Genomic DNA, 18,966 nt, shown 5'->3' with positions numbered 1-18,966 from the left:
ACTGTATTGAGCGAGGACAGCTTCGGAAGCAGTTGCGATCGCGCGCCATCTAAATTTTATATAAATAAGAAGCGATCGAGAGCTAAAACTTATGGCCGACAGCAGCAGAAAAAAAGCACTTTTTATTTTGAGCCAGTTAAATAATGACGATATCAACTGGATCGTCCAAAAAGGCAAAAAGGAAGTTCTAGATCCGGGCGGGATTTTGATCTATGAAGGGAGACAGATAGATGCGCTCTACATTGTTTTGAATGGGAGTTTGAGCGTTTTGATCGAGGCTGAGCGGACTAGAGAACTCGCTAAAATAGCCAGCGGAGAACTGGTGGGAGAAGTCTCTTTCATTGACGCTCGCCCTCCTTTGGCAACGGTGAAGGCGATCGAAGAAACTCACTTGCTGGCAATTCCTAGGCGGCAGTTAGTAATCAAACTTCAACACGATATGGGCTTTGCTTCCCGGTTTTATTATGGAATTTCACTGTGTCTGGCAGATAGGATGCGCGGTACGATCAGACATATAGAATACGGTCGCAATATTGAATTAGATGAACCAGAATTTGAACGAGAGGATATCAATCCTAACGTCATGGAAAATTTGGCGCTAGCTGAGGCTAAGTTTAATTGGCTGAGGCAAAATGTTAAAGCTTGAGTAATTTTAAGGCGTTTTTGAGCTGGGTCTGAAAACTTGCCGATTGATACGCTAATTGAGAGGTTACATCTTACATCTTGCACCAATATCAATAATCCTTTTTTGGGCGGGCCGATGTACGATGTAACTCACATCTTGCACAGGGTAAACGCATCTAGTTTGGGAAGAATAATCAGCGGCTGAAAGCCTTGCTCTACCGTTTGAATTTAATGAGATTCAGCCCAACGCATTCTCATCAATCAATGTTTATTGAGCATATTGTCATATCTAAACCCCACTTTAAGGAGAACTAGGGGTTTCAAATATTCTCTGGTAACTAGATGCGTTTACCCTGACATCTTGCACCATTCTCGCTTAACAGGCCCGACGGCCTGTTCCACAAAAAATGAATTTTCTTGTGGGGTGGGCATCCTCTCAACTCAAAAAACAGATGTGGAAAACAAAATAGGGACGGGTTGTACCGGAAATATCGATCGATAACTGCCGCAACTATAAAAACCCGCCCCTGTGCTTTGCCGTTGGAACCTCTCGCGCCAAATGCAACCACCAACCACACAATTTAGATAATCCCCGGCCCTTTGGTGCGGGTGTCTTCATCCATTGTCAGTTTTCCTTCTTCGCCTTTTTTATCTTTGATTTCTGCGAGAATTCGAGCGCGTTCTGCGGCTTCGGCTTCCTCTTTTGCTCTCAAATCGCCCGGTTCGTTGATGTACATTTCCGGTTCGACCGCGTAATTGTTAACCAGACCTTCTTTGTCTACTGTATAACCATCTGTGGTGTGAATGCTTTCGTTATCGGTTTGGTCATCTGTTTTGGCACTTTTTTGCTTCCCTTCGGTGGTTGGGTGCATGAAGTTAGCGCCTTCGCGTTCTTGCCGCGCTGCTGTCTCCGCAGGAGTAATGCCCCTGTCGTAGTGGGGGGCTTCCATATTGGCTTCGATTTGTTCGTCGGCCGGTGTTGATTTGCTAACTTCTTTTTTGGGGGGTATTGGTTGGCGATTAGTCATGATTTGTTCCTGAGTTATCTTTTCAAAAAGGTCTTTGGCTGATGTTTAAATATTAATCCCAAGCTAGCTCATTCACAAACTATCTTTGGTTATAGTTTGCGAAAAATTGCTGTTAGGGAAAATACCTTTATTGACTCTTCCTAAAGACTGATAAAATTCTGTTTTTATGAAAAAATTCACTATATGCAACTCTTTGGCATCTATCTAAAGATAGGGAATTGGGAATTGGGCATCGGGCATCGGGCATTGGTAACTAATGACAACAGTCAACTGTCAACAGACAACTGTCAACAGTCAACTGTCAACAGTCAACTATCATCTGAGTTTACGATTCTTTAAAGAAGCGGATGATTTCGCGGACGTGGTTGAGAAATTGTCCGTCATCGGTGAGTTGGGCGATCGCACTTTCTGCATCTCTTCTCAGTTTAGTGTGTTCTGCCTGATTTGTAGCTTGCAAAGATTGTAGAGATGCGGATAAAGTAGTTAGTTGTCTTCTGATAGCTTCCTGTTCCCGATTTTGGACAGCAACCCACGAATTCGGATTGTCTGAACTTAATTGATCGGTCAAGTCTCTAACTGTAGATTCTAATTGTGCAAAGCGGCTGCGGAGTTCGACAATATCTTCGCGGGGGTGCAAAAATTCGCGGCGGATAGCTTTCAGCCGTTGCGCTAAATACTGATAACCTCGGATAGCTGGACGCAGTACAGTTAACAGCAGGGCAGCAGCGGAACTGAGATAGCCAATAGCACTAATTCCGGCGGCGGCTAGACCGTAAAGTGCGATCGCGCTAAACAGGTGAAGTGCGATCGCCACAAAGAGCGATCGGCTAACTAATACAGTAACGTATTGGACTTGTTCCCGATCGACAGCAATGTTTTTTTTAGTCGATTCTGCGGCTTGCGCTAAAACTTCTTTAGCTTCAAAATGGATATTCCAGGGAACTGTAACTATCAGCAAAAGCCATTCAAAAATAGCAATGGCAATTACCCAATCAATAAAACTGCCGGCGGAGACGTGCAGCCATTGCAGAATGGCAAAAACTAGCAGCAAAAATATGCCTGTGGCGGCACCAAAACCTGCGAAAGTGTAATACATAGCGATCGCCTTGGTGGAATGTTGTTTTGATTGTGGGTAGGTGGTTTAGATCTGGAGTAATCAACTGTGACAGTTAAGTGAGCGTCCTATTAATCCCGGTTCATTAGTGATGAGTAACTATGCAGGTCAAGGGTTGCGATCGACCTGTTTTGTCCCACAAATACTTGCTCTAGCTCAATCGTGAAAGGTCGTTGAGATTTGGGGTAGGTTGCTTAGGTATGGATTCATAATGTGTGACAGTTAAGAAATTGTCCTATTGAACCCAGTTTATTAGTGATTAGTAATACTCCGGGAGAGAAGGGTTTCCAGACGCCTGGTTTGTTCCAGGAAGATACACGGGCTTGAACCCATCCATAATAGTTAATTGAAACGGTTGGTTTGTTTGGGAGTCCGTAAGTCCTCAATAATTACTCATGGGCGATTAAGTAGAGCGACACAAAAAACTTGACAATGTAACAAAATGTAAAAAAATCACAACCTCTGGGATTGCTTCATTTCACGGGCAATGACATACTTATGTTTTTTGCAGTTCATCTAGTTAGCGATCGGGATGAAGTCACTTTCTCCCCAACTCATATCATTTGAGATTTATTTGAGATGTGAGATGGCAATAGCTGATTATGTATGGGTTTGCCGCTTCTCTGCAGTTGCATTAATCTTTTGAACTCGTATCACTAACGGCGTTACGCGGTGCTAAAAAAGCAGGAATCTCAAAACGCTCCCCTCTATCAATTTTTCTTTTCCAGAGCTGCTAAATCACCTGTAGCTGAGATAAACTGATTTGGAAGTAGAGCGCGCGTTTTGCAAGTTGCCTCTGTGTAACCGGGACACTGCTACTGCAACCTGTCATCAGCCACAGCAAAATAGGTGCCAAAATTAACTCTACAGTCTCCGATTTCCATTAACTGCGCGTCTACAATCTCAAATCAAAAGTCAGAAGCAAGGACAAACCTATGGCGAACTCAACTCTTGGCCTAGAACATCAACTTTACGATTATCTGTTATCTATTTCTCTGCGGGAGCCAGATATTCTCGCTTCACTACGGAAAGAAACTGCTAAGCATCCTATGGGGATGATGCAGATTGCTCCGGAACAAGGTCAGTTTATGGAGATGCTGGTGCAGCTTATGGGAGCGACAAAAACCTTAGAAATTGGTGTTTTTACTGGTTATAGCTCGCTGTGCGTAGCTTTAGCACTGCCTTCTAACGGTCAAATTATTGCCTGCGATGTCAGCGAGGAATATACTGCGATCGCGCGACGCTATTGGGAAGCTGCGGGCGTTGCTAATAAGATTTCTTTGCAGTTGGGCCCAGCAATAAATACTCTCGACAAACTAATAGCCGAGGGACAAGCAGGAACCTTTGATTTTGCCTTCATCGACGCCGATAAAGAAAATTATGAGGCTTATTTTGAGCGATCGCTGCAACTTGTACGCAATGGCGGTTTAATTGTAATTGACAATGTTCTGTGGTCTGGACGAGTTGCCGATCCTCAAGTACAAGACGAAAGCACCACCGCCATTCGTACTTTTAACGACAAATTGCGTAACGATCCCAGAGTTACTCTCAGTGTTGTCCCCATTGCTGACGGACTGACTTTGGCGCTGAAACGCCGTTGGGCTACTCTGATGGAACCTGAACAGCATAATTAAAGAGTTCTTTGCGGTTTGTGGTGGATTTCTAAGGACTTATACAAAAGCTATGAAGAAACCGGATTTCTGAGTCAAGCTTCTGGGATAAAACAGAGATCTTGCACTATTCTCGCTTAACAGGCAAGATGCCTGTGAAGCGAAGAGTGAGTTTTCTTGTGGGGTGGGCGTCCCGCCCGCCCATGAAAGGCTAATTGAGACTGGTGCAAGAGCTCAAATAAAACGCATAATTTTTATTCATAAACCCCGTTTATCCGTCCAGGACTGTTTTTATTTGCTGCAAACCGCGAAGAAATAACAATTTAAGAATATTATATCTAAACAACGTAATTAATTGATTTGAGGCGTAACTTCTGGTGTCTAATTTACAACTAAAATTACCAATTCACGAAACTTTTCAGTGTACTGTTCAAGGCGAAGGTTACTGGACGGGGACTTTAGTTGATTTTATCAGATTGGCCGGTTGCCCTGTGCGGTGTCCTTGGTGCGACACAGGCTACGCAAATGGAGGCAAAGGTTTGCCGTCTGTGCCGCAGTCGATCGCACAATTGCTCGCTCAATTGCAGTCTCCGAGGGTGGTCATTACTGGCGGCGAACCTTTCATTCACCGCGATTTGCCGGAGTTAGTTGAAGCTTTGTTAGAAGCTGACAAGCAGGTGAGTATTGAAACTTCGGGTGCTTGCTGGCAGGATGTTTCCCCGCAGGCTTGGATTACTCTTTCTCCGAAGGAACACGTCAATCCTAAATATCCGGTGCAAGAGATTTTTTGGACTAGAGCTAATGAAATTAAGTTGGTGGTTAGCACTGGCGAAGAAGTTGAATTTTATCACAAGCATTTGGAAAATAATGTGAATATTCCGGTTTTCTTGCAGCCAGAATGGAACTCTAAAAAAACAGCGATTCCCATTATTTTGGAATTGCTGAAACAAAATCCTAGTTACAGGCTATCTTTGCAAACTCACAAATTTATTGGCGTGCAATAATTTGATGATTTAGCCAGAGCTATTCGTCAGGTGGACGGTGTAAAGTGGGGAGTGCAACGTCCTACAAGCTGTCGAAATATGTGCTACAATTAAAGCAGCAATTTATGATAATTTGAACGGAATGGAAACAACTACGGAAACCCCAATGGGAAAAGTTATCACAACCCTAGTAATTACGAATCGGATCGATGAAGCTAAAGCAGAAGATAATCTGATTCCAATCGAGCAAGTCAGGTCTGTTACTCTAGAAAATGTTTTGGTGGATACGGGCGCGACAACTTTGTGTTTGCCTAAAGATGTTCTCGCCAGACTGGGTTTGAAAATTCTCAAGCAAGTGGTTGTGGAAACAGCCACGGGTATTAGTGAGGCGAGGATTTTTCAAGATGCCAAGATTTCTCTGTGCGGACGCGAAGGGACTTTTGAGTGTTTGGAATTGCCCGATGGTAAAACGCCACTTTTGGGCGTGATTCCGATGGAAGCGTTGGGAATTGAAATTGATTTGAAAAATCAAAGATTGAAGGTTTTGCCCGACGGGCCGACGGAAACTTATTTGACTATTCTTTAAGGTTAATCTCTATTATGGTAAATTTACCAATATCGGAAGTTCGGCGATTAAGCTGTTCGGCATTTAAAGGAGGATAGTAGGGTGCTTAGCGTAAATAAGGGTTTCCCATGTAGAGTAAGTGTTATAGCTGACGCACCTTACCTGGAGCGTTAATGGTTTAAATGCGTAACAGCTTAAGTGGAGAAAATGAATAGATTTGTTCGATAACTCTTGCGGGGTAGGCGTTCAGCCTGCCCTTTTTTGATTTTGGGCAAGATGAATAAAGGTTGAGGCAGATAATTTCAAGGTTGTTTGTAAGTTTTGCTAATGGTCGATCATTGGTGGCAATGAACTATAGTAATGCACCCCGTTTGGAGTGTCTCGGCATCTGGAGTATCATCTTCGCTCAATGCTTGGTGCGTTACGAATATCGTTAAGCTTGCCTACCTAGCTCTACTTTTTTCCCACTCTTTCCGGAATTTCTCTGATTGACGAGGTAAATGTATTCAGACCTGCTGAAGCTGCTTGTAGGTTGTTTAATTGCTATCTGTCACCACTGATTTTTGCTGTTATACCGCTTTCTTGGTGGAAGCGATAGTTCAAAACTGTCTGTCAGCGTTCAGCTTTTAGAGTAGGTCAGCGATTCCCATAAACATACAAAATATCAAGATATTTGGTGACAAAATGATATCCAACAAGCTAGTTAAAAGGTTTTTGACGTTCATCATTGAAGTACTATTCTTAGGTTTCTTTTTAGGTGTACAATCTAATATTATACCTATTCCTCCTACGCTAAAAAATATTATTATTTTATCTGCCATCACATTATTGTTGGCAATCATATTATTCTGTTTAAAGTTTTTGTGGCCTCGACTGCCAAACAAACCCAAAAAACCTGTTATTTTAACTGTAGGAATAGCATCTATTTTGACAATAATATTATTTATTGTATTAGTTTGGTCTCAGCAAGATATTTGCCTAACATCAGCTAAACTTGAAAAGTATATAAGTACAGGAGAACGCTCTCTTACTCAAAAAGAGACCTTAGATGAAAAGGATCGAGAACAACAAATATACGATAACAACAAAGACTTGAATGAAAATAACTCATATCTACTTGCTCTCGCTATACCTGCAAAGACTGAACCACAAGCAGCAAAAGCAATGCTAGCCGGAGTCGCCGATGCACAAACCAAATTTAATCAACCTTACAACGACCCAACTAAACCAAGAATATCTAAAAAACTGTTAAAAATTGTAGTGGTTGACGATCAGAATAACGAGGATAAATTTGCCGAAAAAGTTGCCTGTCAAATTGCTCAAAATCCAAATATTTTGGGAGTCATTGGACATCATTCTAGTGGTTCTAGTAAGGCAGCTTTGGATACATACGCCAAAGCTGGCATAACAATGATAACTCCAACCAGCACCAGTACAAAGTTAAACCAAAACTCAGGCAAAGTTTTTTTTAGAACAACTGTTACTAATGCAGATTTAGGTGAAATTTTAGCTCGCAGAATCGCCAACTTAGACAGTAAAGTTAGTGTATTTTATGAAGGAAGTAATGAGTATGCTGAAGACTTAAAAGAACAATTTATAAAATTTTTAAGTCCAATTAGAATTGCAGAGGAACATGACATAAAATATTGGAATAACACACACATTGACAGGCTAGCCATACCTAATAATGTTAAAGCTGCTGTTATTTTTTCAAGTAGTGGAAAGAGTCAAAAACATGAGATAGCAATTAAGTTAATCAAGAAATTAAAGAGAACAAGACCAGATCTACAATTGTTTGGTGGAGATTCGCTTTATAAGGGTAGTACTTTGTACGACGGTAAGACCGATATTGAGGGTTTGAAGTTAGTTATTCCTTGGTTTCCTGTCAAATCAGATGGACAAATAATTTCTGATTATGCCACAAAATCTGCAGCCACCTGGGGCGGGCCAATTAATTGGATGACAGCAAGCAGCTATGATGCTACTCAAGCATTCCTGGTGGCAATAGCACAAATTGAACAAACATCTCGTCGAAAGGTAGATCGAAAATCTGTTTTAGACTTTATGCCAAATGTCTATCTTGAACAGAAGGATACATCAGGGGCAGGACTCAAATTTGACAATGGTGAACCGAAAGATTTTGACAATGGTGAACCGAAAGATCGAAAACCTATTTTTGTAGAAGTAGTTCAGAAAGAAAAATTGCCAAAAATATTGCAGTGTAACTTGAAAGTATGTTTTAAACCTGTCGAATGAAGTATGTTTGAGGTAACGAAACCCAACAGGAAATAGTAACCTGTTGGGCGGAGCGATCGCGCAGGCGAAGCTGATACCTTGAAGTATATTGATGCCGTGAAAAAATAGTGCCATTTGCGTACAAACAAATTTATCGCTGTTTCATTACTCTTAAATTAACTTTCCAGTCCTCTTTGAGAGGACTTTCGCTATGAGGCAGGGAATTAATTCCCTGCCGGACTGCGCGACTATCGCCGCAGGTGTAAAATACCAGCGATCGCTTTTTTGGATATTCTTGAGTTTGGATGCCACCTATTCCAAAGGCAGCGCTAAGATGGTTAAGCACTGTTTTGCACTACTCTCATGTCCCAACGCGCCGAAACCTCAAACAGCCAGCCAAGTGCATCCCGCAACGGGCATAATGTGACGAATTCTCACTCTCACAACCAAAATACCATTCGGGTTCGCGGTGCGAGACAGCACAACCTCAAGAATATCGATCTGGAACTGCCGCGCGATCGACTGATTGTTTTTACGGGTGTCTCCGGTTCTGGTAAGTCTTCCCTCGCTTTCGATACAATTTTTGCCGAGGGACAGCGCCGCTACGTCGAGTCTCTCAGCGCTTACGCGCGCCAGTTTTTGGGACAGTTGGACAAACCCGATGTGGACGCGATCGAGGGGTTGAGTCCGGCTATTTCGATCGACCAAAAGTCCACTTCTCACAACCCGCGATCGACTGTTGGCACTGTTACAGAAATTTACGATTATCTCAGATTGCTCTACGGCAGAGCCGGCGAACCGCACTGTCCGATTTGCGATCGCTGCATTGCGCCGCAGACAATTGATGAAATGTGCGATCGAGTCATGGCACTTCCCGACGGCACTCGCTTTCACCTTCTAGCACCAGTTGTGCGCGGAAAAAAAGGCACTCACCGCAAATTATTATCGAGTTTAGCTTCCGAAGGATTTATTCGCGTCAAAGTTGACGGAGAAATTTTAGAACTTTCGGAAAATATCGAATTAGATAAAAATCATACGCACAATATCGAGATAGTTGTCGATCGGTTAATTAAAAAACCGGGTTTAGAAGAACGTTTAGTTGATTCTCTGGCAACTTGTTTGCGCCATTCTGAGGGGATTGCGATAATTGAAGAGTTACCGAGTGATGAAAATTCCGAACCACAGGGGCCGATGGTATTTTCCGAAAACTTTGCTTGTCCCGAACACGGCGCGGTAATGGAAGAACTTTCACCCAGGTTATTTTCGTTTAATTCGCCTTACGGCGCGTGCCAAAACTGCCACGGTTTGGGGAGTTTGCGGACTTTTGCGCCGGAGTTGGTAATTCCCGACGAAAAAGCGCCTCTTTATTGTGCGATCGCGCCTTGGTCAGACAAAGATAATTCCTATTATCTCTCTTTGCTTTGCAGTATTGCTGATACTTGCGGGTTTGATATCGACACTCCTTGGTATCGATTAAAGCCCGAACACCAGCGGGTGATTTTGTACGGCAATGAGTCCAAGGGCAGCGGAGAAAGTAAGAAGCGAGACGGCAACACCACCGATTTTAGGAGAGATTTTAAGGGCGTAATTTCCATGTTGCAGCGCCAGTACGACGATACTGGTTCCGATCTGATCAAGCAGAAGTTGGAACAGTATCGAATCGATCGCTCTTGCGAGGTTTGTCACGGCAAACGCTTGAAACCCGAGGCGCTTTCGGTGCGGTTGGGACAGTACGGAATTGTAGATTTAACGAGTATTTCGATTCGCGAATGCCGCGAACGAGTCAATAATTTGGGATTGAGCGATCGGCAATTCCAAATATCCGATTTAGCCCTGAGAGAAATCAAAGCAAGGCTGCAATTTTTGCTCGATGTCGGGTTAGATTACCTGACTTTAGACCGCGCAGCAATGACGCTTTCTGGCGGAGAAGCCCAGCGAATTCGGCTGGCGACTCAAATCGGTTCAGGTTTGACAGGAGTGCTCTACGTTTTGGACGAACCCAGCATCGGACTCCACCAAAGAGACAATTTTCGCCTGCTGCAAACCTTAACAAAATTGCGCGATTTAGGCAATACTTTGATTGTGGTAGAACACGATGAAGAAACCATGCGAGCGGCCGACCATATTGTCGATATCGGGCCCGGTGCTGGCGTTCACGGCGGCAAAATTATCTCGCAAGGAAGTTTAGAAAATTTGCTAACAGCAGAGGAATCTTTGACTGGTGCTTATTTGTCGGGGAAGCGAGTAATTGAAACCCCTAATGAAAGGAGAAAAGGCAACGGCAAATCTCTCTCAATCATAAATGCGAGGCGCAACAATTTAAAAAATATCGATGTCGAAATTCCCCTCGGAAAACTTGTCTGCGTCACAGGCGTTTCCGGTTCGGGAAAATCCACTTTAATCAATGAATTGCTCTACCCGTCCCTGCAACACTATATCACCAAAAAAGTACCTTTACCGCCCGATATGGACGCCCTCAAAACTAAAGGAGAACGCTCTCTAGAGGATGTGGTTGATAAGGTAATTGTCATTGACCAATCTCCCATCGGCCGCACTCCGCGCTCTAATCCCGCTACTTACACGGGAGTCTTTGATGTGATTCGGGATTTGTTTGCCGAAAGCATTGAAGCGAAGGCAAGAGGTTACAAAGCGGGGCAGTTTTCTTTTAACGTGAAAGGGGGAAGGTGCGAAGCTTGCGGCGGCCAAGGCGTGAACGTGATTTCGATGAATTTTCTGCCGGATGTTTACGTGCAGTGTGAGGTTTGCAAGGGTGCGCGCTACAACCGGGAAACGCTGCAAGTTAAGTACAAAGGCAAGTCGATTTCTGATGTTTTGAACATGACTGTTGAGGAAGCTTTGGAAATGTTTAAAAATATTCCCAGGGCGGGCGCCAGACTGCAAACTTTGCTTGATGTTGGTTTGGGTTACATTCAGTTGGGACAGCCGGCGCCGACGCTTTCTGGGGGCGAAGCGCAGCGGGTAAAATTGGCAACGGAACTGTCGCGCCGCGCTACTGGGAAGACGCTTTATTTAATCGATGAACCGACGACTGGTTTGTCGTTTTATGATGTTCACCATTTGTTAAATGTCCTGCAAAGATTGGTGGATAAGGGTAATTCAATTTTGGTAATCGAACACAATTTAGATGTGATTCGGTGCTGCGATTGGGCGATCGATTTGGGCCCGGAAGGGGGAGATAAGGGCGGCGAAATTATTGTGGCGGGGACGCCGGAGGATGTGGCGGCAAATCAGAGGTCTTATACTGGGAAGTATTTGCAAGCGGTTTTGCAAGAACATCCTTTGGGGGAGGCTGTAGCTGTTAGTTAATCCTTAAGACAGCACCTAACTTTTGAGAAAGGTAGATGGCGATCTAGAGTAGCTATGTTAGGCGAGAGATATGAGTAGGACGAGTAGCCTCTACGCAGAAGTTTGGAGAAATAATCAATGGGAACCCACTCCAGCGCCAAAATGGTCAAAAGGTAAGCAAATCCCTGTTTGTTATCTGCGTCCCGGTACGCCATACGAGTTATATGCTGCTTTGGTCGGCTATTCTCATCGCGCAATTTACCATTTCGCACATACGGAAGAAATAGTTCCTCTTTCCAAGCCACGCGGTTTTCCAAAGGATATGAATGCTGTTTATAAGGAGTATTTTGAAGATGATGGGTGGTTGACGAGGCCAAATAGTTATCTCACCTGGTTCATGGTTCAAGAGGTCATTGATTATGATTGGGACAGAAAATTTCCACTCTGTACCGGGTATGTGAAAAGTCAATACGCTCATTTATTTTGTAGTTCAGCTTCTTTCCCGGATGCTCTTCCAGATGACGAGCCTGTTTATGTGAGGAAAAAAGAGGGGTACACCGAGATTTCATGGGTAGAAAGCTATCGTGAGTTTGTAGGATGCGTAGACTGGTTCATTGAAGAGTTACTCAAGTTGGGAAATCCAGAAGAAGTTAGAATCATTTTCTGGCTTGAATGAAGCAGCGATCGCCCAATTGCAGAAGCAAATTGCGACTCCAGGGCCAGCGAATTGGCTGCAACAAATTACAGGGTCTTTCAAAGATGAACCTGCCTTTGAGGAGGTACTTGCTTGCGGACGATAAATTCGCCAAGGAGATGAGTATTTCCTCGAAGCGGTATCTAAAAACAAGAAACCTGAGAATTACTTGCGAGATAGTGCGATCGGCCCTTTAACAGAACAATTGTGTTCTTAGATAAGTTACAATTGTCATGTACGAATCTAGGAAAATTTTCTATGAGCCTCGTTTTAGAACGTGAGACACCACCCCTCCAAGAAGATGAAACCGGAGCAATTCGAGTTGGCAGTTCAAGGGTTTTGCTGGAGACTGTGATTCGTGCGTTTCAAGATGGTGCATCCCCTGAGTCGATCGTGCATCGATATTCGACTCTATCTTTGTCCGATGTCTACAACACAATTGGCTACTATCTCCGACACCAAGATGCTGTAGAAGCATATTTAGATCGGAGAGAACAGTTAGCTGAATCAGTTCAGCAACGTTTGTCTGGTATCCAACCCGATCTAAGCTTAATTCGCGAGGGAATTGTACTTTACTTACCTTTGTGACAGCTATTGCAGCAATTGCCCTGTCCCGCGAGTTAATTTTGTTAACCCGCAATCAGCGAGATTTTGGTAAAGTGTCGGGGCTATCGATCGAGGATTGGACGGTTTGAAGCATCAACAGAAAAGTCGTTACGCGGCATAACAACCCCGCTGCACCGGAAGGCTCCAAAATGGTTTGCCCAGTTGTACAGGTTATCTGCGTCCGGTGAGCGCGAACGTTATCTCGCTTCGTTTCTGAGTTGGGACAGCAGACAGCACAGAGCGATCGCCAAAATCGCAAAGCAACAACGATTGGCAGATTCAAAATAGGAACTGGCAAAAAAACAGCAGACGTTCAAGAAATCAAGGAAAGAGAGCGCTCTATGGCTAAACCTTTCAAACCAGAAACTCGAAATTATTGTAATTGGTCTGTAACCATTTATGTTGGCTCAGAAGCAGTAGGGTTTTATACAAAGTGTATTTCGCCCAATGATACTATTTTATGTACAGAAATTTGTAATGACAAAGGGTCTGCTTGGCAACAGGGTTACAACCTTGTAGCTCGTGCAATTAAAGAAGAACGAACTAATCGATACAATAGGATTGCTATACCTCTGACACTTGCGTTATTATATGTATCTGGAGCGGATGAGGAAGACGAGTTAGGTCATCAATCTCGCTTTAGAGGCCGACGTGCTTGGAAGGGGCATGATTTTGAAATTTTGGATCTTCTGACTGAAGATGGTCTATTAGAGGAGCAACGTAATCCCCAGCAGATTAAATCAGTAGTTTTGACACCAAAAGGTATTAAACAAGCAAGGCACATTCTGAAAAATTTGAATTTAGAGGGTATTGAAGAGTTTCTTCAGACTCAGGAAAATCGCGACGATTTAATCGATGGATTAGAACAAGATCGAGAGCATTTCGGTGATGAAAAGTAAGAATTCGCTACAAACCCCCGCTTAACCATAGAACGCCATTCTGACAACATCTCCTCTCAGTAAAGGTTGGGAAAAATTAGATGGATATCGGGCTAGATAGGGACAATATTCTGGTTGGTTGGTAATTTTCGATCGCCGCGAGAATGCACCGGAAATCGAAGAACGGTTGAAAACAGAGATTCATATTACTCCAATTGGGCGATCGGTTACAGTTATTGGTGCGTAAGATTCTGGTATAATATGTACTGATAGTATCCGATGTAAATCCTTGGGTAAAATCTAAAAATGGCAAAGGTTCTCTTCCACAACAGGGTCAAAATCGCCCTACAAAAAGATGGCTGGAAGATTACCCACGATCCCTACCAGTTACGCTATGGTGTTGCTGATGTCTACTTCGATCTTGCAGCCGAAGAAGCGATCGCCGCTGAAAAAGAAGGACGTAAAATAGCTGTAGAAGTCAAAAGTTTCGCAGGTGGCTCCACCATTTCTGAATTCCACACGGCCCTCGGCCAATTCCTCAACTATCGCATTGCCATCGAAGTCTCTAGCGAACCAGAACGTATACTGTATCTGGCAGTGCCCACCGATACCTACCAAATGTTTCTCAGATTTGAACCCGCAAAAACTGTCATCGAACGTTATGAAATTCGACTAATTATTTACAATCCAACTCGTGAGGCGATCGACCAATGGATAGACTAAACGAATACCGCAAAATTGTTTGTGACTTTCTCGAAGACTTTGCTAAAAATGACGCAAATGCTCAGCTAATATTCGATTTCGTCCGCGATCGATACCTCGTCATGCACAACGAATGGCGCGACGAATATCGCATCTATGGGTGTGCCATGCAGCTCGATATCATCGAAAATCAAATCTGGATTCAACACAACAGTACCGAAATCTACATCGATCGAGAACTGATTCAACGCGGTGTGTTTTCTCAAGATATCATTTTTGGGTTTCGCTCCCCCAGCATCCGAAAAATCCTTGCCGCCAACTATTCCTAGAGACAAAGATTCTGTGATAAAATGATGAGATAGCACGTTATTCTTTGCCCTATGAGAATGGCAGAACCGATATTTCAATTGTCTCGTGTTTCGGGAGTTCCAGTCATAAATTTCTATGCGTATTTTGTCCCGCAGCACCTTGCGAAACTTTGGGGAAACTCATCCAGATGCCTCAGAAGCACTAAAAACTTGGTACTACGAAGCGTCTCACGCCGATTGGCAGAGTCCAGTCGATGTTAAGTCCGCTCATCGTAATGCTAGCATCATTGCGAACAATCGTGTTGTGTTTAACATCAAAGGCAATTCCTATCGACTGATTGTTGCCATTCGTTATGACATCGGCATTATTTTTATCCGCTTTATTGGCACTCATGCCGAGTATGACAAGGTAGATGCAGAAACAATCTAAACACAAATTGATATATGGAAATACGTCCAATTAGAACCCAAACTGACTATCAGGAAACCCTTCGAGAGGTTGAGTTGCTGTTTAATGCAGCTCCTAATACACCTGAGTCCGATCGCCTAGATGTGCTCAGTACCCTAGTAGAAGCTTACGAGAAGGCACACTTTCCGATCGCAATACCCGATCCAATTGCAGCCATTCAATACTACATGGAGGCCCGCGGATGGTCTGGTAGCGATTTGGAACAATGTATTGGCAGTCGAGTTAAAGTTTCTGAGATATTATCTCGCAAACGATCCTTGACTCTGGAAATGATTCGGAAGCTGAATCAAGAGTTAGGAATTCCCGCTGAGATTCTCATCCAGCCCTATGAGTCGCTACAAACCTCTGCCTAACAATAGAACACCATATTTTGGGACAGTTGGTAATTTTCGATCGCACAGACAATGCACCCCAACTGTCACAAAGCGGGATTTTGGATGAAAGATTAACTATCTTGAATTGTCGGAGACATTGCCATATTTTGTGCTTGTTGCTGCATAAATTCAATGTCCGATCGCGACCAAGTGCGGGGCCCGCTGCACTGATGAGCGATTAACAGCCCCCACAGTCCTTTGTTCGTTAAAATTGGCACGACTAAATTGGCGCGAACTTTCAGGCTACGCAGAAAATCTCGGTGGCATTGGTGAATGGGTTCTACTTCAATATCTGCAATTGCTTTAACTCTGCCGGCTTCGTACAAAGCAGCGTATTCGCCGCTAAAACACTCGTCTGGCCCCGTTGAACCCAAGATTGAGAGTTCGATCGCACTCAACATCTCGTAAGTCACTCGACCTTGCCACTGTCTGTAAAAATAGTACAGTAAGGCGCGATCGCTCTGCAAAACTTCTCGAATGTCGTAGAGGGATTTTTCAACTAATACATCGCGCTTTAGACGATCTGTCAACCGGTTAACAATGTTTTGCAGGCGATCGCCAGACATAGTATTAACTCCTTTAATTCCTAGTACACTCGCCCTATCTTAATTCTTGAACTTGCACAATCACCACACCTCAAATTGTTGCGCTTCTGGATTTTCGCGCGCTCGAAAATGAGTAATTTTTGGCTTAACAGTTGTCTGGATGCCAGCAACATTATACTATTATTTTGACAGAGATAGCAATCTTTTTGGGAAACAGGCGATGGCGTCAGGCCCCGCAATCTACGGCTTGTTTGCGCGAAGAACCACCGGCGGGACGCCTGTTCCACAAAGGAAGAGAAAAGGAAGAGTTTACAAGTGCTGGGAGAATTGCTAGATATGCCTAAAGTTGGTTCCTCTTAAAGAGAGGAACTGCTACGATATCTCGATACCTAGAGGAAGCATCAAATATGTCTGTGCTAGAAGCTGCTTGGAAACACGAATTTATCCCTACGAACGGCATTAAACTGCACTATGTCACTCAAGGTTCTGGGCCGCTGATGCTGATGCTGCACCGATTTCCTGAATTTTGGTATTCTTGGCGACATCAAATCCCGGAATTTGCATCAGATTATAAAGTGGTCGCTGTAGATCTCAGGGGTTACAACGACAGCGACAAACCTCACGATCGATCTGCTTACGTGATTGCAGAGTTTGTGTAAGATGTCAAGGGCATTATTCAGGGTTTGGGATACGAAAGTTGCGTCTTAGTTGGTCACGACTGGGGAGGTGCGATCGCCTGGAATTTTGCTTATGCTTATCCCCAAATTGTGGATAAATTAATTGTGATGAATCTACCGCATCCGGCCAAGTTTGCTCAAGGGCTACGCACTCCCCAACAATTGTTGAAAAGTTGGTACATCTTTTTATTTCAGTTGCCAGTTTTGCCGGAGTTGTTAATTCAGTGGGACGACTATCAGGCCATTTCTGCTGCTTTGGAAGGTATGGCGGTTAACAACAGCACCTTTACTCCCTCAGATATCGAAGCTTACAAAAATGCGGCTGCCAAACGGGGCGATCTGACTGCTACTAAGTAGGTAGGTGTAAAAAAAACAAAGTATGTTAAGATAAGTTAAGACTCGAATTAAATTTACAAAACAAACCAATATTGGCGCTCGTTTAAGAGTATTTCTCAACCAAGAAGAAGACAGAACACTATTTGAATTTAGAACAGCAACAACAGTCTCTCAGAAAGTAAAAGAGCGAGCGCAAATTCTGAGATTAAACTCCCAGGGGTGTTATATAAAGGAGATTGCAGCTCATTTTAAGTGTAGGGAGCAAACACTTAGAGAAGTAATTCATCGGTGGCTAAAAATGGGTTTGGTATGATTGTGGTCAACCAGAGGCAGAGGGGTAAAACAAACATGGAAAGAATCAGATATTGTCGCTCTAGAAGAATGTCTCCTCCATGAACCACGCAGATATAATAGTCGTCAACTTGCCCAAAAATTAGAACAAGAACGCGGGATCAAATTAAGCCCTGACAGATTAAGACGAATTCTCAAAAAAAAAGATTATTTGGAAACGAGCGCGACACAGCCATAAATAGAAGCAAGACCCATTACGACCCTCGCTCAAACAGGCAGATCAAGATATGTTGGAATTGGCACTACTCGGCGGGACAAATCGATCTGAAATACCTGGATGAATCAGGTTTTTGTTTGTGGATTTCCAATGGATATACATATTACCCAATTGGAACGCAAAAACGGTTAGAGCAAACAAAACGAAGGGGGCGAAGATTGAGTATTTTAGGATTGCTACAGCCCTGTATCAGTTTCTCCTATGGCTTGGTTATTGGGAGTTTCAGTAGCGAATCATATATCAAAATCATGGACAATGAAGCTCAACAAGCTGAAGCATGAAATGAAATCAACTGGACGGATCAGAGTGATAATTCAAGATAACGGCCCCATACACAAATCCCTAGATGTCCAACAAAAATTGCCCCAGTGGGAAAGCCAGGCTTGTATATTTTCTTTTTACCAGAATACTGCTCAGAAATGAACAAAATTGAACGGGAATGGCAACAACTTAAAAATCACGAACTGGTAGGAAAAATGTTTGAAGACGAACTAGATCTTGCCTACGCAGTAATTGATGGAATTGAAGCTAGAGGAGAACGAGGAGATTATACAACTAATCGCTTTAAATGTAGTTCCCGTTCCCGCTCTTAACATTTATTTACTTACTTTGGTTTTTTTATGCCGACCTACTTATCTTGATTCAGCAGATAGCAGCAACCTGGACAGGGCTGGCAGCACGCACCTTACTTGTATCTAGAGACGGGTTGTTTCAACAAGATCTTTTCTACCTTTCGGAAGAGATAAACCGGCCCCGATCTAACGCCACAAAAATAATGTTTTGAGTAAAAAAGCGGGGGTGGAAAGTACGAATGCAGATTGTAGGGTTTCCTTGCCTGTCATTCCCAAGTGCGATCGCCGAAGATCGGGGTATACAAATTAAACGGTTGGTTTTCACCCGCCCTTACACAAAATGAACTCACAACTAGAACAACAAGTAACGATTCTACAAGACGAAACAGCAGCGACCGGAAATTCTGCAAACCCAACAGTTGAAACTCCTTTATTCGCCTCAGAATTTGCAACAGAGGAAAAAGTCAGAGTGGAAGAATTTAAGATTAGCGGCGAAAGTTTAATTGGTAAAGTCAAAGAGCTAATTGAGCAAGGAAAACTCCGCCGCCTCGTCATCAAAAACTCACAAGGGCGGACTTTGGCAGACATTCCGCTGATGGTGGGATTGGTGGGCGGCGTTGCAGGATCGGTAGTCTTTCCAATTGCTGCTGTACTTGCTACAGTTGGGGCAGTTGCGGCTCATTTGACTGTAGCCATCGAGCGCAAAGAATAGTAGTTTGATTTGTCTAAAGCGAGGAAAGCGAAGCAATCTCAGAGTCTGGGATTGCTTTGC

General features: G+C 43.5%; 20 protein-coding genes and 2 pseudogenes. 18 read left to right on the top strand and 4 right to left on the bottom strand.

Features of this window, described 5'->3' with window-relative positions:
- Positions 1-91: 91 nt before the first annotated feature.
- Positions 92-646: a cyclic nucleotide-binding domain-containing protein gene (locus OSC7112_RS11450; RefSeq protein WP_015176054.1), complete on the top strand. Its 555-nt coding sequence runs from the start codon at positions 92-94 to the stop codon at positions 644-646.
- A gap of 559 nt (positions 647-1,205) precedes the next feature.
- On the opposite strand, the gene OSC7112_RS11445 is transcribed toward OSC7112_RS11450, so the two are convergent.
- Both OSC7112_RS11445 and OSC7112_RS11440 read right to left on the bottom strand, forming a co-directional pair.
- The gene (locus tag OSC7112_RS11445; RefSeq protein ID WP_015176053.1) at positions 1,206-1,652 is read right to left on the bottom strand and encodes a hypothetical protein; all 447 of its coding nucleotides are present in this window, start codon (positions 1,650-1,652) and stop codon (positions 1,206-1,208) included.
- Between the two features lie 325 nt (positions 1,653-1,977).
- On the bottom strand, positions 1,978-2,748 hold the full coding sequence (locus OSC7112_RS11440) for an SH3 domain-containing protein (RefSeq protein ID WP_015176052.1): 771 nt from the start codon (positions 2,746-2,748) through the stop codon (positions 1,978-1,980).
- A 953-nt stretch (positions 2,749-3,701) separates the two neighbouring features.
- Here OSC7112_RS11440 and OSC7112_RS11435 point away from each other — a divergent pair.
- From OSC7112_RS11435 to OSC7112_RS11415, 4 genes are all read left to right on the top strand, one after another.
- A complete protein-coding gene (locus tag OSC7112_RS11435) occupies positions 3,702-4,400 on the top strand; it encodes a class I SAM-dependent methyltransferase (RefSeq protein ID WP_015176051.1) in 699 nt (232 codons plus the stop codon).
- A 353-nt stretch (positions 4,401-4,753) separates the two neighbouring features.
- Positions 4,754-5,380: a 7-carboxy-7-deazaguanine synthase QueE gene (locus OSC7112_RS11430; RefSeq protein ID WP_015176050.1), complete on the top strand. Its 627-nt coding sequence runs from the start codon at positions 4,754-4,756 to the stop codon at positions 5,378-5,380.
- A gap of 121 nt (positions 5,381-5,501) precedes the next feature.
- On the top strand, positions 5,502-5,945 hold the full coding sequence (locus OSC7112_RS11425; protein ID WP_015176049.1) for a retroviral-like aspartic protease family protein: 444 nt from the start codon (positions 5,502-5,504) through the stop codon (positions 5,943-5,945).
- A 663-nt stretch (positions 5,946-6,608) separates the two neighbouring features.
- On the top strand, positions 6,609-8,180 hold the full coding sequence (locus OSC7112_RS11415) for an ABC transporter substrate-binding protein (RefSeq protein ID WP_015176048.1): 1,572 nt from the start codon (positions 6,609-6,611) through the stop codon (positions 8,178-8,180).
- Between the two features lie 130 nt (positions 8,181-8,310).
- Here OSC7112_RS11415 and OSC7112_RS38095 read toward each other — a convergent pair whose 3' ends face one another.
- Positions 8,311-8,505, bottom strand: a complete 195-nt coding sequence (locus OSC7112_RS38095; protein ID WP_150111527.1) for a hypothetical protein — start codon at positions 8,503-8,505, stop codon at positions 8,311-8,313.
- 17 nt (positions 8,506-8,522) lie between these two features.
- Here OSC7112_RS38095 and uvrA point away from each other — a divergent pair, with 17 nt between their 5' ends.
- The 9 genes from uvrA (at position 8,523) to OSC7112_RS11370 (ending at position 15,475) form a co-directional block, all read left to right on the top strand.
- Positions 8,523-11,486 (top strand): excinuclease ABC subunit UvrA, encoded by a 2,964-nt coding sequence (gene uvrA / locus OSC7112_RS11410; protein ID WP_015176047.1) that lies wholly within the window; start codon positions 8,523-8,525, stop codon positions 11,484-11,486.
- Between the two features lie 70 nt (positions 11,487-11,556).
- Positions 11,557-12,141: a hypothetical protein gene (locus OSC7112_RS11405; RefSeq protein WP_015176046.1), complete on the top strand. Its 585-nt coding sequence runs from the start codon at positions 11,557-11,559 to the stop codon at positions 12,139-12,141.
- Positions 12,134-12,265, top strand: coding sequence for a hypothetical protein (locus OSC7112_RS41735; RefSeq protein ID WP_263053602.1), 132 nt, complete (start codon positions 12,134-12,136; stop codon positions 12,263-12,265). The genes OSC7112_RS11405 and OSC7112_RS41735 overlap by 8 nt, the downstream gene beginning before the upstream one ends.
- 152 nt (positions 12,266-12,417) lie before the next feature.
- A complete protein-coding gene (locus tag OSC7112_RS11395) occupies positions 12,418-12,747 on the top strand; it encodes a DUF433 domain-containing protein (RefSeq protein WP_015176045.1) in 330 nt (109 codons plus the stop codon).
- Positions 12,748-12,983: 236 nt separating this feature from the next.
- Positions 12,984-13,664, top strand: a complete 681-nt coding sequence (locus OSC7112_RS39605; protein ID WP_041622484.1) for a DUF6429 family protein — start codon at positions 12,984-12,986, stop codon at positions 13,662-13,664.
- A 285-nt stretch (positions 13,665-13,949) separates the two neighbouring features.
- Positions 13,950-14,366: a XisH family protein gene (locus OSC7112_RS11385; protein WP_015176043.1), complete on the top strand. Its 417-nt coding sequence runs from the start codon at positions 13,950-13,952 to the stop codon at positions 14,364-14,366.
- Positions 14,354-14,674, top strand: a complete 321-nt coding sequence (locus tag OSC7112_RS11380; RefSeq protein ID WP_015176042.1) for an element excision factor XisI family protein — start codon at positions 14,354-14,356, stop codon at positions 14,672-14,674. The genes OSC7112_RS11385 and OSC7112_RS11380 overlap by 13 nt, the downstream gene beginning before the upstream one ends.
- Positions 14,675-14,789: 115 nt before the next feature.
- On the top strand, positions 14,790-15,083 hold the full coding sequence (locus OSC7112_RS11375; RefSeq protein WP_015176041.1) for a type II toxin-antitoxin system HigB family toxin: 294 nt from the start codon (positions 14,790-14,792) through the stop codon (positions 15,081-15,083).
- 14 nt (positions 15,084-15,097) lie between these two features.
- Positions 15,098-15,475, top strand: a complete 378-nt coding sequence (locus OSC7112_RS11370) for a helix-turn-helix domain-containing protein (RefSeq protein ID WP_015176040.1) — start codon at positions 15,098-15,100, stop codon at positions 15,473-15,475.
- 92 nt (positions 15,476-15,567) lie between these two features.
- Here the strand turns inward: OSC7112_RS11370 and OSC7112_RS11365 are convergent, their stop codons facing one another.
- Positions 15,568-16,062 (bottom strand): GAF domain-containing protein, encoded by a 495-nt coding sequence (locus OSC7112_RS11365; RefSeq protein ID WP_015176039.1) that lies wholly within the window; start codon positions 16,060-16,062, stop codon positions 15,568-15,570.
- Positions 16,063-16,226: 164 nt separating this feature from the next.
- On the opposite strand from OSC7112_RS11365, the gene OSC7112_RS39600 reads away from it, so the two are divergent.
- From OSC7112_RS39600 to OSC7112_RS11350, 4 genes and pseudogenes are all read left to right on the top strand, one after another.
- Complete coding sequence (locus OSC7112_RS39600) at positions 16,227-16,385, top strand: hypothetical protein (protein ID WP_190274374.1); 159 nt, start codon at positions 16,227-16,229, stop codon at positions 16,383-16,385.
- Positions 16,386-16,448: 63 nt separating this feature from the next.
- A pseudogene (locus tag OSC7112_RS42355) lies at positions 16,449-17,075 on the top strand (alpha/beta fold hydrolase).
- 70 nt (positions 17,076-17,145) lie between these two features.
- A pseudogene (locus OSC7112_RS36990) lies at positions 17,146-18,215 on the top strand (IS630 family transposase).
- Positions 18,216-18,534: 319 nt separating this feature from the next.
- Positions 18,535-18,906 (top strand): DUF4342 domain-containing protein, encoded by a 372-nt coding sequence (locus tag OSC7112_RS11350; RefSeq protein WP_015176038.1) that lies wholly within the window; start codon positions 18,535-18,537, stop codon positions 18,904-18,906.
- Positions 18,907-18,966 lie beyond the last annotated feature (60 nt).

The organism is Oscillatoria nigro-viridis PCC 7112, from assembly GCF_000317475.1.
GTDB classification, from domain to species: Bacteria; Cyanobacteriota; Cyanobacteriia; order Cyanobacteriales; family Microcoleaceae; genus Microcoleus; species Microcoleus nigroviridis.
Note: the sequence above shows the minus strand (reverse complement) of the source record. Positions and strands in the feature narration are given on the sequence as shown.

What these genes read in the sequence shown, in the direction of transcription:
- OSC7112_RS11365 (WP_015176039.1), bottom strand. Translation starts at nt 16,062, where the DNA reads ATGTCTGGCGATCGCCTGCAAAACATTGTTAACCGGTTGACAGATCGT.
- OSC7112_RS11370 (WP_015176040.1), top strand. Translation starts at nt 15,098, where the DNA reads ATGGAAATACGTCCAATTAGAACCCAAACTGACTATCAGGAAACCCTT.
- OSC7112_RS11350 (WP_015176038.1), top strand. Translation starts at nt 18,535, where the DNA reads ATGAACTCACAACTAGAACAACAAGTAACGATTCTACAAGACGAAACA.
- OSC7112_RS11415 (WP_015176048.1), top strand. Translation starts at nt 6,609, where the DNA reads ATGATATCCAACAAGCTAGTTAAAAGGTTTTTGACGTTCATCATTGAA.
- OSC7112_RS11405 (WP_015176046.1), top strand. Translation starts at nt 11,557, where the DNA reads ATGAGTAGGACGAGTAGCCTCTACGCAGAAGTTTGGAGAAATAATCAA.
- OSC7112_RS11440 (WP_015176052.1), bottom strand. Translation starts at nt 2,748, where the DNA reads ATGTATTACACTTTCGCAGGTTTTGGTGCCGCCACAGGCATATTTTTG.
- OSC7112_RS11385 (WP_015176043.1), top strand. Translation starts at nt 13,950, where the DNA reads ATGGCAAAGGTTCTCTTCCACAACAGGGTCAAAATCGCCCTACAAAAA.
- OSC7112_RS11445 (WP_015176053.1), bottom strand. Translation starts at nt 1,652, where the DNA reads ATGACTAATCGCCAACCAATACCCCCCAAAAAAGAAGTTAGCAAATCA.
- OSC7112_RS11395 (WP_015176045.1), top strand. Translation starts at nt 12,418, where the DNA reads ATGAGCCTCGTTTTAGAACGTGAGACACCACCCCTCCAAGAAGATGAA.
- OSC7112_RS11375 (WP_015176041.1), top strand. Translation starts at nt 14,790, where the DNA reads ATGCGTATTTTGTCCCGCAGCACCTTGCGAAACTTTGGGGAAACTCAT.
- OSC7112_RS11425 (WP_015176049.1), top strand. Translation starts at nt 5,502, where the DNA reads ATGGAAACAACTACGGAAACCCCAATGGGAAAAGTTATCACAACCCTA.
- uvrA (WP_015176047.1), top strand. Translation starts at nt 8,523, where the DNA reads ATGTCCCAACGCGCCGAAACCTCAAACAGCCAGCCAAGTGCATCCCGC.
- OSC7112_RS11380 (WP_015176042.1), top strand. Translation starts at nt 14,354, where the DNA reads ATGGATAGACTAAACGAATACCGCAAAATTGTTTGTGACTTTCTCGAA.
- OSC7112_RS11435 (WP_015176051.1), top strand. Translation starts at nt 3,702, where the DNA reads ATGGCGAACTCAACTCTTGGCCTAGAACATCAACTTTACGATTATCTG.
- OSC7112_RS11450 (WP_015176054.1), top strand. Translation starts at nt 92, where the DNA reads ATGGCCGACAGCAGCAGAAAAAAAGCACTTTTTATTTTGAGCCAGTTA.